Source organism: Lactococcus sp. NH2-7C (assembly GCF_029953655.1).
GTDB lineage: Bacteria > Bacillota > Bacilli > Lactobacillales > Streptococcaceae > Lactococcus > Lactococcus lactis.
This window is the reverse complement of record NZ_CP124538.1, coordinates 1246574-1259012: the sequence shown is the minus strand read 5'-3', so window position 1 is coordinate 1259012 and position 12439 is coordinate 1246574. Positions and strand designations below refer to the sequence as shown.

The window sequence follows — 12439 nt, the reverse complement described above, 5'->3', positions numbered from 1 at the left end:
TAAGTAAAAAAATAAATACAGAGGTATTTCAAATGGAAGATAATAATTTAGTAAGTTTTGACCAAGGTTGGTTCGTGATTCAAACCTATGCAGGTTACGAACGTAAAGTTAAAGAAGATTTGCTTGAACGTGCCGAACTTTATAACATGGCTGACAAAATTTTGCGTGTCGAAATTCCAACTGAGACAATTCGTACAGAAGTTAACGGCAAAATGAAAGAAGTCGAAGAAAACTTATTCCCAGGTTATGTTTTGGTTGAAATGAATATGACTGATGAAGCGTGGTTTATTGTCCGTAATACACCAAACGTTACTGGATTCGTTGGTTCACACGGGAATAGATCAAAACCTACACCACTTTTTGAACAAGAAATTCAAGATATTTTAGTTGGCATGGGTAAAGTTGTTCGTGAAATTGATTTTGATGTATTTGTTGGAAAACGTGTTCGTATTGTTGACGGTGCCTTTTCAGGATTTGAAGCTCCAATCACAGAAATCAATGGCGACAAATTGACTCTGACTGTTGATATGTTTGGGCGTGCAACTCCAGTTGAATTGGACATGCACCAAATTGAAGATATTCAAGCTTAATTAAGTATGATAATAAAAAAAAGCCACGAGAATTCGTGGCTTTTTGCGAGTTTACAGAATATTTGTTATAATTATAAAAAATGTGATTGGGGAATAAATATCATGGTAACTTTTTATCAGTCAACACGTGATAAATCAAATAAAAAAACGGCATCGCAAGCTATTTTGCAAGGTTTGGCAGAAGATGGTGGACTTTTTGTTCCCGTTGACTTTCCAAGAGTTGATTTAGACTTTGAAAAATTAAAAAATGCTTCTTATCAAGAAATTGCTGAACTTGTTTTGAAAGCATTTTTTGATGATTTTTCTGCTGACGAAATTAAATCAATGGTGACAAAAGCATACGGAGAAAAATTCGATAGTCCGGAAATTGCACCGCTTAAAAGACTTGGGAATCACTATATTCTTGAACTTTTTCATGGTGAAACGATTGCTTTTAAAGACATGGCACTCTCTATCTTACCTCATTTAATGACCCAAGCGGCTAAGAAAAATGGTGTGACTAATGAAATTGTTATCTTGACTGCAACTTCTGGAGATACAGGGAAAGCCGCAATGGCCGGTTTTGCTGATGTGCCCCAAACAAAAATTATTGTTTTTTATCCCAAAGGTGGTGTCAGCCATATTCAAGAGCAACAAATGCTGACTCAAAAAGGGGAAAATGTTCATGTTGTTGGAATTGATGGAAACTTTGACCAAGCTCAAACAGCAGTAAAAGAAATGTTTAATAACAAAGTTTTACATGATCAACTTTTGAAAAATAATAAACAATTTTCGTCAGCGAATTCAATGAATATTGGACGTTTGATTCCACAAGTTGCTTATTATATTTATGCTTACGCCCAACTTGTCAAAACTGGTCAAATTGCTGACGGAGAAGAAATTAATTTTTCAGTTCCAACAGGAAATTTTGGAAATATCTTAGCGGCTTATTATGCTAAAAAATTAGGCTTGCCTGTTCATCAGCTCATCTGTGCTTCGAATAAAAATAATGTGTTGACAGACTTTTTCAAAACAGGACTTTATGATAAAAATCGTGAATTCTATGTGACAAGTTCACCTTCGATGGATATTTTGGTTTCTTCAAATCTTGAACGTTTAATTTTTGAATTAACTGACGAAAATGATAAAGTGACCTCAGATTTACTGACAGCCTTATCAGTAGAAGGGCGTTATCAAATTTCTAAAGAAATGATTGCTAAACTTCAAGGGTTTGTGGCCGACTGGGCATCAGAAGATGAAATTTCAAAAGAAATTCAAGAAACTTTTGAAAATGAAAAATACGTTCTGGACCCTCATACTGCAGTAGCAAATTATGTCTATCATCAAATTCAACCCAAAGAAAAAACAGTTGTTGTCAGCACGGCAAGTCCTTATAAGTTTCCAAAAGTTGTTTTAGAAGGGCTTGAAAATGTTAAAACAAAGCTGTCAGTAAATAGAGATGATTTTGCTGCCGTTAAATCACTTGAAAAATTGAGTGGGATTCCATTACCAAAAGCAGTCGTCGGACTTGAAGAAGCAGAAGTTCTACATCATACCGTTATTCCAGCCACTGAAATGCAAAAAGAAGTAGAAAAATATCTTGGCTTAAAATGAAAACAAATAGAGAAATATTAAAATTCGCATTTCCGGCGATTGTTGAAAATTTCTTACAAATGCTTGTAGGGGTGAGTGACACAATGATTGTTGCTCACCTTAGTCTTTCTGCCGTAGCAGCTGTTTCTTTGGCTAATAATCTCATCACGGTCTACCAAGCGATTTTTATTGCTTTGGGAACAATTGTTTCAAGTTTATTTGCCAAAGTGCTTATTGCAAAGAAGGCAGCGGAAAATCCAAAAAGATTAATTAATTCTGCTACCAAACTGACTTTTTTAGTTGGAATTGCTTTAGGCTTAGTTTCAGTTGTGGGAGCACGACCTATTCTCTATTTACTTGGTGCTCGTCAACAGGTTTTAGAGCTTTCCATTATTTATCTTAGTTTAGTAGGTGGCTTGATTGTCCTTTTGGCTTTAATGACGACTTTTGGAGCCTTTCTGCGGTCTGATGGAAATACAAAGACACCGATGTGGGCTAGTTTTTTTTCCAGTCTTTTAAATTTGATACTGTCAGCTGTCTTTATTTTTGTTCTTCATTTAGGGGTATTGGGAACAGCACTTGGAGCGGTTATTGCTAGATTTATTGGCACGCTTTTCCTCTATTATAAGTTAAAAGATAAGCGACCTGATTTTCAATTTTATAAAGAAAAATTGGACCATCAATTGATTAAGTTAAGTTTACCAGCAACTGGGGAGCGTTTGTCAATGCGTTTGGGCGATTTGCTCATCATGATGATTATTGTCAGATTAGGCGAACGTGTATTTGCAGGGAATGCAATTGGTGAAAGCATTACACAATTTAATTATATGCCCGTTTTCGGAATGGCAACCGTAACAGTAATTTTGGTCGCACAAGCAGCGGCTGAAAATAGTATTGAAAATGTTAAAGCTTATATCAAAAAGACCTACTGGTTAGCGACGATTATGATGTTTGTGATTGGCTTGGTCCTTTTACTGACAGCCAATATTCTAAATCAATTTTTCACTACTGACAGAATTGCCATGAATGCAAGTACTACTGTTATTTTGTTTTCGTTTTTAGCGACTTTTTTCGTCACAGGAGCAACAACTTATACAGCAGCCTTTCAGGGAATCGGAAATACAAAACTTCCTTTTTATGCCACAACACTAGGAATGTTTGGCATTCGATTGCTTTTAGGCGCATTTTTAGCCTTAGGATTAAAATTAGGGCTAGAGGGAGTTTGGCTAGCAGTTTTACTTGATAATCTTTTTAGATTTATTTTTCTCAAAATCAAGTTTAATCGAGGTCTCACAAGTAAAATTTAAAATAAAAAAATACTGACAGCTTTTCTGTCAGTAATTTTTTTATTGTTTTTTCAATAAATCTCGAATTTCTTGAAGAGTTTCCAATTCTTCGTTTTTTTGTTCTTCGACAACTTCTTCTTTTTTAGGGAAGAGTTTATTGATGAATTTGATAAGGATGAAAATAACAAACGCTGTAATGATGAAATTAATGACATCATTTAAGAAAGCACCATAAGTGAATTTTGTTTTTCCGACAGTTACTGACAAATGAGCAAGAGCAGTACTTTGAACAAACATTCCGATTAACGGATTAATCAAGTTATCAACTAAAGATTTAACTAAAGCAGTAAAAGCAGCCCCAATGATAACCCCAACGGCTAAGTCCAATACGTTCCCACGTAAAATAAAGTTTTTAAATTCCTTTAACATAAATCCTCCTATTATAATAGTTTATAAATCCTTCAAACAAATTATACCAAAAAGTTTAAAGATGACAAAGTAAGCTTTCTTGTCATTTTAAGTAAATTTCTTCATTCTCAAAAAAGATTTAGAAAAAAGTCTAAAAAGTCCTTGACAAGCCACATCTCCTTTGATAGAATAGACAAGTGCTGTTAAAAACAGTATGTAGCGACGAAACGAGAGGTTGCGACACACCCGAAGGTATTGCCATACCTAACGTGTCGGTTTTCCCGTGGAGCTAGCCTATTGAATACAATAGACGAGAGGAGAAAAAATGGCAACTAAAAAAATTCGCATTCGCTTAAAAGCATACGAACATCGTATCCTTGATGCAGCTGCAGAAAAAATCGTAGAAACTGCTAAACGTACAAACGCAGAAGTAAGTGGTCCAATTCCACTTCCAACTGACCGTAGCGTCTACACTGTTATCCGCGCGACTCACAAATACAAAGACTCACGCGAACAATTCGAAATGCGTACACACAAACGCTTGATCGACATCATCGAACCAACACAAAAAACTGTTGATTCACTTATGAAACTCGATTTGCCAAGTGGTGTAAACATTGAAATTAAACTCTAATTAAGAAAGGTAATTCTCATGTCAAAAGGAATCTTAGGGAAAAAAGTGGGAATGACTCAAATCTTCACAGAAAATGGTGAATTAATTCCTGTTACTGTGATCGAAGCGACTCCAAACACAGTTCTTCAAGTTAAAACCGTTGAAACAGACGGTTACGAAGCAACTCAAGTTGGTTTCGATACACTTCGTGAAGTTTTGACCAACAAACCTGCCAAAGGTCATGCTGCTAAAGCTAATACGACTCCTAAGCGCTTCGTTCGTGAATTCAAAGGACTCGAAGGCGCTGAAGTAGGAGCAGAAATCACTGTTGATACATTTGCAGCCGGAGATGTTGTTGATGTTACCGGAACTTCTAAAGGTAAAGGTTTCCAAGGCCCAATCAAACGTCATGGTCAATCACGTGGTCCTATGGCCCACGGTTCACGTTACCACCGTCGTCCTGGTTCAATGGGTCCTGTTGCAGCTAACAAAGTTCCAAAAGGTAAAAAACTTGCTGGACGTATGGGTAACAAGCGCGTTACTGTACAAAACCTTGTTATCGCACAAGTGCTTCCTGAAAAGAACGTTATCCTTGTAAAAGGTAATGTCCCAGGTGCTAAGAAATCATTGATTGTTGTTAAATCAGCAATCAAAGCTAAATAAGAAGGAAAGGAGATAGAAATCTATAATGGCAAAAGTATCATTATTTAAACAAGATGGTTCACAAGCTGGTGAAGTTACACTTAACGACTCAGTATTTGGTATCGAACCAAACGAATCAGTCGTATTCGACGTTGTAATCTCACAACGCGCTAGCCTTCGCCAAGGGACACACGCACACAAAAATCGTTCTGCTGTGTCTGGTGGTGGTAAAAAACCATGGCGTCAAAAAGGTACAGGTCGTGCCCGTCAAGGTTCTACCCGCTCTCCACAATGGCGTGGTGGTGGTACTGTCTTCGGTCCAAACCCACGTAGCTACGCTTACAAACTTCCACAAAAAGTTCGTCAATTGGCGCTTAAATCAGTTTACTCAACAAAAGTTGCTGATGGTAAATTAATCGCAGTTGATGCACTTAACTTTACAGCTCCAAAAACTGCTGAATTTGCAAAAGTAATCTCAGCACTTTCAATCGAACGTAAAGTTCTTGTGGTTCTTCCAAACGAAGGTAACGAATTTGCAGAACTCTCTGCACGTAATCTTGCAAACGTGAAAGTTACAACTGCTAATTCAGCATCTGTACTTGACATCGTTTCTGCTGACAAACTCCTTGTGGTTCAATCAGCATTGACACAAATTGAGGAGGTTCTTGCATAATGTCACTTTATGATATCATCCGTAAACCTATCATTACTGAAGCTTCTATGGCTGCAATGGATCAAAAGAAATATACTTTCGAAGTAGATTCACGTGCGCATAAACTTCTCATCAAACAAGCTGTTGAAGCTGTCTTTGGTGTAAAAGTTGCCTCAGTAAATACTATCAGCGTTAAACCAAAATCTAAACGAGTTGGTAAATACACTGGTACTAAATCAGGCTACAAAAAAGCTATCGTTACTTTGACTGAAGATTCTAAAACAATCGAAATCTTCGGCGAAGACGCAGAATAATAGAGGAGGAAAATCGTGGGAATTAAAGTTTACAAACCTACCACAAACGGTCGCCGTAACATGACTGGTAGCGACTTCGCTGAAATCACTACAAGTACTCCTGAAAAGAGCTTGCTTGTAAGCATGAGCAAAACAGCTGGTCGTAATAACACTGGTCGTATCACAGTTCGTCACCACGGTGGTGGTCACAAACGTAAATATCGTGTAATCGACTTCAAACGTACAACTGACAACGTTGTTGCTAAAGTTGCTACAATTGAATACGATCCAAACCGTACTGCAAACATCGCATTGATTGTTTACTCTAACGGTGTTAAATCATACATCTTGGCTCCTAAAGGCCTTGAAGTTGGAATGACAGTTGTATCTGGCCCTGAAGCCGACATCAAAGTTGGTAACGCATTGCCACTTGCTAACATTCCAGTTGGTACATTGATCCACAACATTGAATTGAAACCTGGTAAAGGCGGACAATTGGTTCGTTCAGCTGGTGCTTCAGCTCAAGTACTCGGTTCAGAAGGTAAATATACACTCGTTCGTCTTCAATCAGGAGAAGTTCGTATGATTCTTTCAACTTGCCGTGCTACAATCGGTGTTGTAGGTAATGAACAACAAAGCTTAATCAACCTTGGTAAAGCAGGACGTACACGTCACATGGGTATCCGCCCAACAGTACGTGGTTCTGTAATGAACCCTAATGATCACCCACACGGTGGTGGTGAAGGTCGTCAACCAGTTGGTCGCAAGTCTCCAATGACTCCATGGGGTAAACCAGCTCTTGGTCTCAAGACTCGCAACAAGAAAGCAAAATCAAGCAAACTTATCGTTCGTCGTATCAACGACTAATAAGTCGCTTTATTTTCACAAGAGCCTTCTCGGCGTCTTGTTAAATTTGATAAAACTTGTTGTCAAATTTAATAAGATGTCGAAAGTGCATCTATAAATTCCGCCAACTCCGCCTTAGTAGCGGTAGTGGTACAAATATTTAAAGGAGAAACTCGCAAAATGGGTCGTAGTCTTAAAAAAGGACCTTTCGTCGATGAGCATTTGATGAAAAAAGTTGAAGCTCAAGTCAACGCCGAAAGAAAATCTGTGATCAAAACTTGGTCACGCCGTTCTACAATCTTCCCGAACTTTGTAGGACTTACAATTGCTGTTTACGATGGTCGCAAACACGTACCAGTTTACGTTCAAGAAGATATGGTTGGACACAAACTTGGTGAATTCGCACCAACTCGTACTTATCGTGGTCACGCTGCTGACGACAAGAAAACACGTCGCTAATAGGAGGAGAAAAAAATGGCAGAAATTACTTCAGCTAAAGCAACTGCAAAAACAGTTCGCGTTTCACCTCGTAAGACTCGTCTTGTTATCGATCTTATCCGCGGGAAACGTGTTGCAGATGCAATTGCAATCTTGAAATTTACACCGACTAAAGCTGCTGTAGAAGTTGAAAACGTACTTAATAGTGCTATCGCTAATGCAGAAAATAACTTTGGTCTTGAAAAAGCTAACTTGGTAGTAAGCGAAACATTTATTAATGAAGGTCCAACAATGAAACGTTTCCGTCCACGTGCCAAAGGTTCAGCTTCACCAATTAACAAACGCACAGCTCACATCACTGTAGTTGTAGCTGAGAAAGAATAAGGAGGTAAAAACGTGGGTCAAAAAGTACATCCAATAGGAATGCGTGTTGGCGTTATTCGCGATTGGGATGCCAAATGGTATGCTGAAAAAGAATATGCGGATTACCTTCACGAAGACTTGGCAATTCGTCAACTTATCCAAACTAAACTTGCTGATGCTTCAGTATCATTGATTGAAACTGAACGTGCAATTAACAAAGTTATCGTAACTTTGCACACTGCTAAACCAGGTATGGTTATCGGTAAATCAGGAGCTAACGTTGATGCACTCCGTGCAGAACTTAACAAACTTACTGGTAAACAAGTTCACATCAACATCGTTGAAATCAAAAAACCTGATTTGGACGCTCATCTTGTTGGTGAAGGAATTGCTAAACAACTTGAAGCACGTATTGCTTTCCGTCGTGCTCAAAAACAAGCAATCCAACGTGCTATGCGCGCTGGTGCAAAAGGGATCAAAACTCAAGTTTCTGGTCGTTTGAATGGTGCTGATATTGCCCGTGCTGAAGGATATTCAGAAGGTACAGTTCCACTCCACACACTTCGTGCGGACATCGACTACGCTTGGGAAGAAGCAGACACAACTTATGGTAAACTCGGCGTTAAAGTTTGGATCTACCGTGGTGAAGTTCTCCCTACTAAAAAATCTGTGAAAGGAGAAAAATAATCCATGTTAGTACCAAAACGTGTAAAACACCGTCGTGAATTCCGCGGTAAAATGCGTGGTTATGCTAAAGGTGGCGATACTATTTCTTTCGGTGAATACGGTCTTCAAGCGACTACATCTCACTGGATTACTAACCGCCAAATCGAAGCAGCTCGTATTGCTATGACTCGTTACATGAAACGTAACGGTCAAGTTTGGATTAAAATTTTCCCTCACAAATCATACACAGCCAAAGCTATTGGTGTGCGTATGGGTTCAGGGAAAGGTGCTCCTGAAGGATGGGTTGCTCCAGTTAAACGTGGCGTTGTCATGTTTGAATTGGGCGGCGTTGATGAAGCAACTGCACGCGAAGCGTTGCGTCTTGCTTCACACAAACTTCCTGTTAAAACTAAATTTGTGAAACGAGGTGAAGCGTAATGAAATTGAGCGAAACTAAATCACTTCTTAAAGATTTGCGCGCTTTGTCAGTTGAAGAATTGACAACTCGTGAAGCTGAATTGAAGAAAGAATTGTTTGATCTTCGTTTCCAAGCTGCTGCTGGTCGTCTCGAAAACACAGCTAAGCTTGATGAAGTCAAGAAAACTATTGCACGTGTAAAAACTGTGCAAGCTGAATTGAACAAATAATAGGTCAGGAGAAACTATAAATGGAACGCAAACAACGTAAAGTTTATCAAGGCCGCGTGGTTTCAGACAAAATGGATAAAACTATCACAGTTGTCGTAGAAACTAAGCGTAACCACCCTGTCTATGGTAAACGCATTAACTATTCTAAAAAATATAAAGCTCACGACGAAAACAACTCTGCAAAAACTGGCGACATCGTTCGTATCATGGAAACTCGTCCTTTGTCTAAAGACAAACATTTCCGTCTTGTAGAAATCGTTGAAGAAGCAGTTATTATCTAAGCAAAACTAGGAGGAATATAGCATGATTCAAACAGAATCTCGTTTGAAAGTTGCAGATAACTCAGGTGCTAAAGAACTTTTGACTATCCGTGTTCTCGGTGGTTCATCACGTAAGTTCGCTGGTATCGGTGATATCGTTGTAGCTACAGTTAAATCAGCTGCCCCTGGTGGAGCAGTTAAAAAAGGTGAAGTTGTGAAAGCAGTCATCGTTCGTACTAAATCTGGTGCGAAACGTCCTGACGGTTCATACATCAAATTTGATGAAAATGCAGCAGTGCTCATCCGTGACGATAAAACTCCTCGCGGAACACGTATCTTTGGCCCAGTTGCCCGCGAACTCCGCGAAGGTGGCTACATGAAGATCGTTTCACTTGCTCCAGAAGTACTCTAATCAAGCATTATAGAGATATGGTTTTGTCGGGGAATTTTTTTGACAGAATCATATTTTACTGTTATTATTAACAGAATAGTCCCCTAGTAGCAAAATATTAGGGTGCCCATCGGGCGTAAGAAAGGAATTAAACATGTTTGTAAAAACTGGTGATACAGTTAAAGTTATCGCAGGTAAAGACCGCGGTACTACTGGTAAAGTAATCAAAGCTTTTCCAAAAGTAAATAAAGTTGTCGTTGAAGGTGTTGCTATCATGAAGAAACACCAAAAACCAAACTCAGAAAACCCAAGTGGTGCTATTCTTGAAATTGAAGCTCCTATCCACGTTTCTAACGTACAAGTGCTCGACAAAAATGGTGTTGCTGGTCGTGTAGGTTACAAAGTTGTTGACGATAAAAAAGTTCGTTTCAACAAAAAATCTGGCGAAATTTTAGACTAAGGCGGAAAGGAGAACTAATATGACTAATCGTTTGAAAGAAAAATATACTAACGAAGTAGTACCAGCGTTGACTGAACAATTCAACTACACTTCAATCATGGCTGTACCAAAAGTTGATAAAATTGTTATCAACATGGGTGTTGGAGATGCTGTAAACAACTCTAAAAACCTTGATAAAGCTGTTGCTGAGTTGGCTTTGATCTCTGGTCAAAAACCATTGATTACTAAAGCTAAAAAATCAGTTGCTGCTTTCCGTCTTCGTGAAGGTATGCCAATCGGTGCGAAAGTTACACTTCGTGGCGAACGTATGTACGAATTCTTGGATAAATTGGTTACTGTTTCACTCCCACGTGTACGTGACTTCCACGGTGTTTCAAACAAAGCGTTTGACGGTCGCGGTAACTACACACTTGGTGTGAAAGAACAATTGATTTTCCCAGAAATCAACTATGATGATGTTGATAAAGTTCGTGGTATGGATATTGTTATCGTAACAACTGCTAACACTGACGAAGAATCACGTGAATTGCTTGCTAAACTCGGCATGCCGTTCGCTAAATAAGATAGGGAGAATACATAAATGGCTAAGAAATCTATGGTTGTTAAAAACCAACGCCCTGCAAAATTCTCAACACAAGCTTATACTCGTTGCGAACGTTGCGGACGTCCACATTCAGTTTACCGCAAATTTAAACTTTGCCGTATCTGTCTTCGCGAATTGGCTTACAAAGGTCAATTGCCAGGCGTTAAAAAAGCTTCATGGTAATTTGTTAATTATCGTGTAACGAATAAAAATTACTGACAGAATTTCTGTCAGTAATTTTTTTTGTATCTTAGAATTCTATGAGATGGGAGCGTTTTCGAAAATAGTGAAATAAATGTAATAATTTGCTATAATAGCTAAAGAATAGGAGAAATTTATGGAAAAGATATTTGTTAAAATTAAAAGGTATGCAACAGTTTCTGTAATTTTTTTAGGAGCTTTAGCGACTTTAACAGCTTGTGGTAGCGGAAGTAAAGAAAGTGAAAAAGCTGAGCATACTAGTTCGTCACAAAGTATAAAAAATAAGGAAAGTCTCCCAAGCAGTAGTTCACAATCTTCAAGTATAAGTACGAGTTCAAGTTCAAGTTCGGACATAAGTCCAAGTTCAACTAGTCAGTATGAGGCTGCTAATAGCTCACAAATTCTTGCAGGTGACTATTCTTCTTTAAACGGAACATGGCAAACTACTGACGGAGGTGGTAAAGCTGTTCTGAAAAATGGTACCATCATTTTTAGTTCAGAATATCAAAGAGTTATATCTGGACCACAATCAAAGAATGGGATTATTATGGCCGGTGCTGTGAATCTTGGGAAATACATGGGGTTCATGTTTGCTGCGGCTAACAGCTCGCCAACTTTTGCAAACTCTTCACAAACGGATAAAACAGATAGGACAAAAGATAGATTTGCAATAACTTCAAATGATGAGGGTATGGAAATATTTGATACTAACCCAACGTCATTTTTTTACAAGATAAGTAATGATACAACAAGTCCGAATTCGTAAGCCAGGATGAAAGTTGCTGACAGAAATTCTGTCAGTATTTTTTTATAGAAAAACCATGACACACCCGAAAACATTGTAAAGAAAAGTGTTGACATGGTGCGGAACTTCTGCTATACTAATTAAGTTCGGTCTTTTTATGAAAAAGACCTCATTAATTTGAAAGTGGGATTTGAACAAGCCCAAACTACAAATAAGGAGAAATTACACTATGGTAATGACTGACCCAATCGCAGATTTCTTAACTCGTATTCGTAATGGTAACATGCGTAAATTCGATGTTGTTGAAGCACCTGCATCAAAAATCAAACGTCAAATCGCTGAAATCCTCAAAGCTGAAGGTTACGTGAAAGACGTTGAATACGTTGAAGATAACAAACAAGGCGTAATCCGCGTTTTCCTTAAATACGGTAAAAACGGTGAAAAAGTTATCACTAACTTGAAACGTATTTCAAAACCAGGTCTTCGTGTTTACGTGAAATCTGATGATGTTCCTAAAGTTCTTAACGGACTTGGTACAGCAATCATCTCAACATCTACTGGTGTCGTAACTGATAAAGTTGCTCGTCAAACAAATGTTGGTGGTGAAGTAATTGCCTACATCTGGTAATTAGTTCGGAGAGACTTCATTTGTGGAGTTGATCTAAATGTTTAATGTCGACTTTTTGATGACATTAAACTGACAAGCGAATTTTTCGTAAGTCAAAATTACTGACAGAAATAATTTTATGACTGTCAGTAAAATAAAAGTTCTTTTAAATCAAA

21 protein-coding genes are annotated in these 12439 nt (G+C 38.2%); 20 read left to right on the top strand and 1 reads right to left on the bottom strand.

Features of this window, described 5'->3' with window-relative positions; all coding sequences use genetic code 11:
* Positions 1–32 precede the first annotated feature (32 nt).
* From nusG to QJV49_RS06330, 3 genes are all read left to right on the top strand, one after another.
* Positions 33–590 carry a transcription termination/antitermination protein NusG gene (nusG, locus tag QJV49_RS06340; RefSeq protein ID WP_003129977.1) on the top strand — a complete coding sequence of 186 codons (558 nt, stop codon included), beginning with the start codon at positions 33–35 and terminating at the stop codon, positions 588–590.
* A gap of 102 nt (positions 591–692) precedes the next feature.
* On the top strand, positions 693–2183 hold the full coding sequence (gene thrC / locus QJV49_RS06335; protein WP_225512513.1) for a threonine synthase: 1491 nt from the start codon (positions 693–695) through the stop codon (positions 2181–2183).
* On the top strand, positions 2180–3469 hold the full coding sequence (locus QJV49_RS06330) for an MATE family efflux transporter (protein ID WP_225512514.1): 1290 nt from the start codon (positions 2180–2182) through the stop codon (positions 3467–3469). The genes thrC and QJV49_RS06330 overlap by 4 nt, the downstream gene beginning before the upstream one ends.
* Before the next feature lie 39 nt (positions 3470–3508).
* Here QJV49_RS06330 and mscL read toward each other — a convergent pair whose 3' ends face one another.
* Positions 3509–3877 carry a large-conductance mechanosensitive channel protein MscL gene (gene mscL / locus QJV49_RS06325; protein WP_225512515.1) on the bottom strand — a complete coding sequence of 123 codons (369 nt, stop codon included), beginning with the start codon at positions 3875–3877 and terminating at the stop codon, positions 3509–3511.
* A gap of 304 nt (positions 3878–4181) precedes the next feature.
* Here mscL and rpsJ point away from each other — a divergent pair, with 304 nt between their 5' ends.
* The 17 genes from rpsJ to rpsH all read left to right on the top strand — a co-directional run bounded on the left by rpsJ (position 4182) and on the right by rpsH (position 12284).
* Positions 4182–4490: a 30S ribosomal protein S10 gene (rpsJ, locus tag QJV49_RS06320; RefSeq protein WP_003129973.1), complete on the top strand. Its 309-nt coding sequence runs from the start codon at positions 4182–4184 to the stop codon at positions 4488–4490.
* 18 nt (positions 4491–4508) lie between these two features.
* Entirely contained in the window at positions 4509–5132 is a 624-nt protein-coding gene (gene rplC / locus QJV49_RS06315; RefSeq protein WP_225512516.1) for a 50S ribosomal protein L3, read from the top strand.
* A gap of 25 nt (positions 5133–5157) precedes the next feature.
* Positions 5158–5784: a 50S ribosomal protein L4 gene (rplD, locus tag QJV49_RS06310; protein WP_225512517.1), complete on the top strand. Its 627-nt coding sequence runs from the start codon at positions 5158–5160 to the stop codon at positions 5782–5784.
* Positions 5784–6077 carry a 50S ribosomal protein L23 gene (locus tag QJV49_RS06305; protein WP_003129966.1) on the top strand — a complete coding sequence of 98 codons (294 nt, stop codon included), beginning with the start codon at positions 5784–5786 and terminating at the stop codon, positions 6075–6077. Before rplD ends, QJV49_RS06305 begins: the two co-directional genes overlap by 1 nt.
* 15 nt (positions 6078–6092) lie before the next feature.
* Positions 6093–6923, top strand: a complete 831-nt coding sequence (rplB, locus tag QJV49_RS06300) for a 50S ribosomal protein L2 (RefSeq protein WP_003129965.1) — start codon at positions 6093–6095, stop codon at positions 6921–6923.
* A gap of 159 nt (positions 6924–7082) precedes the next feature.
* A complete protein-coding gene (gene rpsS, locus QJV49_RS06295) occupies positions 7083–7361 on the top strand; it encodes a 30S ribosomal protein S19 (protein WP_003129963.1) in 279 nt (92 codons plus the stop codon).
* Positions 7362–7376: 15 nt separating this feature from the next.
* Complete coding sequence (gene rplV, locus QJV49_RS06290) at positions 7377–7724, top strand: 50S ribosomal protein L22 (protein ID WP_010906302.1); 348 nt, start codon at positions 7377–7379, stop codon at positions 7722–7724.
* 12 nt (positions 7725–7736) lie between these two features.
* Positions 7737–8390, top strand: a complete 654-nt coding sequence (gene rpsC / locus QJV49_RS06285) for a 30S ribosomal protein S3 (protein ID WP_003129960.1) — start codon at positions 7737–7739, stop codon at positions 8388–8390.
* 3 nt (positions 8391–8393) lie between these two features.
* Positions 8394–8807, top strand: a complete 414-nt coding sequence (gene rplP, locus QJV49_RS06280; RefSeq protein WP_003129958.1) for a 50S ribosomal protein L16 — start codon at positions 8394–8396, stop codon at positions 8805–8807.
* On the top strand, positions 8807–9016 hold the full coding sequence (gene rpmC, locus QJV49_RS06275; protein ID WP_003129957.1) for a 50S ribosomal protein L29: 210 nt from the start codon (positions 8807–8809) through the stop codon (positions 9014–9016). The genes rplP and rpmC overlap by 1 nt, the downstream gene beginning before the upstream one ends.
* A 20-nt stretch (positions 9017–9036) precedes the next feature.
* Positions 9037–9297 carry a 30S ribosomal protein S17 gene (gene rpsQ, locus QJV49_RS06270; RefSeq protein ID WP_003129955.1) on the top strand — a complete coding sequence of 87 codons (261 nt, stop codon included), beginning with the start codon at positions 9037–9039 and terminating at the stop codon, positions 9295–9297.
* Positions 9298–9319: 22 nt separating this feature from the next.
* Positions 9320–9688 (top strand): 50S ribosomal protein L14, encoded by a 369-nt coding sequence (rplN, locus tag QJV49_RS06265; protein WP_003129953.1) that lies wholly within the window; start codon positions 9320–9322, stop codon positions 9686–9688.
* 133 nt (positions 9689–9821) lie between these two features.
* Entirely contained in the window at positions 9822–10127 is a 306-nt protein-coding gene (gene rplX / locus QJV49_RS06260; protein ID WP_225512518.1) for a 50S ribosomal protein L24, read from the top strand.
* Positions 10128–10146: 19 nt separating this feature from the next.
* On the top strand, positions 10147–10689 hold the full coding sequence (gene rplE / locus QJV49_RS06255) for a 50S ribosomal protein L5 (protein WP_225512519.1): 543 nt from the start codon (positions 10147–10149) through the stop codon (positions 10687–10689).
* Between the two features lie 18 nt (positions 10690–10707).
* On the top strand, positions 10708–10893 hold the full coding sequence (locus tag QJV49_RS06250; protein ID WP_003129946.1) for a type Z 30S ribosomal protein S14: 186 nt from the start codon (positions 10708–10710) through the stop codon (positions 10891–10893).
* A 154-nt stretch (positions 10894–11047) separates the two neighbouring features.
* Positions 11048–11677, top strand: a complete 630-nt coding sequence (locus tag QJV49_RS06245; protein WP_058203716.1) for a DUF6287 domain-containing protein — start codon at positions 11048–11050, stop codon at positions 11675–11677.
* A gap of 208 nt (positions 11678–11885) precedes the next feature.
* Positions 11886–12284: a 30S ribosomal protein S8 gene (gene rpsH / locus QJV49_RS06240; RefSeq protein WP_011677155.1), complete on the top strand. Its 399-nt coding sequence runs from the start codon at positions 11886–11888 to the stop codon at positions 12282–12284.
* Positions 12285–12439 lie beyond the last annotated feature (155 nt).

What these genes read in the sequence shown, in the direction of transcription:
- rplC (WP_225512516.1), top strand. Translation starts at nt 4,509, where the DNA reads ATGTCAAAAGGAATCTTAGGGAAAAAAGTGGGAATGACTCAAATCTTC.
- thrC (WP_225512513.1), top strand. Translation starts at nt 693, where the DNA reads ATGGTAACTTTTTATCAGTCAACACGTGATAAATCAAATAAAAAAACG.
- rplV (WP_010906302.1), top strand. Translation starts at nt 7,377, where the DNA reads ATGGCAGAAATTACTTCAGCTAAAGCAACTGCAAAAACAGTTCGCGTT.
- rpsJ (WP_003129973.1), top strand. Translation starts at nt 4,182, where the DNA reads ATGGCAACTAAAAAAATTCGCATTCGCTTAAAAGCATACGAACATCGT.
- rplX (WP_225512518.1), top strand. Translation starts at nt 9,822, where the DNA reads ATGTTTGTAAAAACTGGTGATACAGTTAAAGTTATCGCAGGTAAAGAC.
- rplE (WP_225512519.1), top strand. Translation starts at nt 10,147, where the DNA reads ATGACTAATCGTTTGAAAGAAAAATATACTAACGAAGTAGTACCAGCG.
- mscL (WP_225512515.1), bottom strand. Translation starts at nt 3,877, where the DNA reads ATGTTAAAGGAATTTAAAAACTTTATTTTACGTGGGAACGTATTGGAC.
- rplN (WP_003129953.1), top strand. Translation starts at nt 9,320, where the DNA reads ATGATTCAAACAGAATCTCGTTTGAAAGTTGCAGATAACTCAGGTGCT.
- rpsS (WP_003129963.1), top strand. Translation starts at nt 7,083, where the DNA reads ATGGGTCGTAGTCTTAAAAAAGGACCTTTCGTCGATGAGCATTTGATG.
- rplD (WP_225512517.1), top strand. Translation starts at nt 5,158, where the DNA reads ATGGCAAAAGTATCATTATTTAAACAAGATGGTTCACAAGCTGGTGAA.
- nusG (WP_003129977.1), top strand. Translation starts at nt 33, where the DNA reads ATGGAAGATAATAATTTAGTAAGTTTTGACCAAGGTTGGTTCGTGATT.
- QJV49_RS06330 (WP_225512514.1), top strand. Translation starts at nt 2,180, where the DNA reads ATGAAAACAAATAGAGAAATATTAAAATTCGCATTTCCGGCGATTGTT.
- QJV49_RS06245 (WP_058203716.1), top strand. Translation starts at nt 11,048, where the DNA reads ATGGAAAAGATATTTGTTAAAATTAAAAGGTATGCAACAGTTTCTGTA.
- rplP (WP_003129958.1), top strand. Translation starts at nt 8,394, where the DNA reads ATGTTAGTACCAAAACGTGTAAAACACCGTCGTGAATTCCGCGGTAAA.
- rpsH (WP_011677155.1), top strand. Translation starts at nt 11,886, where the DNA reads ATGGTAATGACTGACCCAATCGCAGATTTCTTAACTCGTATTCGTAAT.
- QJV49_RS06250 (WP_003129946.1), top strand. Translation starts at nt 10,708, where the DNA reads ATGGCTAAGAAATCTATGGTTGTTAAAAACCAACGCCCTGCAAAATTC.
- rpmC (WP_003129957.1), top strand. Translation starts at nt 8,807, where the DNA reads ATGAAATTGAGCGAAACTAAATCACTTCTTAAAGATTTGCGCGCTTTG.
- rpsQ (WP_003129955.1), top strand. Translation starts at nt 9,037, where the DNA reads ATGGAACGCAAACAACGTAAAGTTTATCAAGGCCGCGTGGTTTCAGAC.
- QJV49_RS06305 (WP_003129966.1), top strand. Translation starts at nt 5,784, where the DNA reads ATGTCACTTTATGATATCATCCGTAAACCTATCATTACTGAAGCTTCT.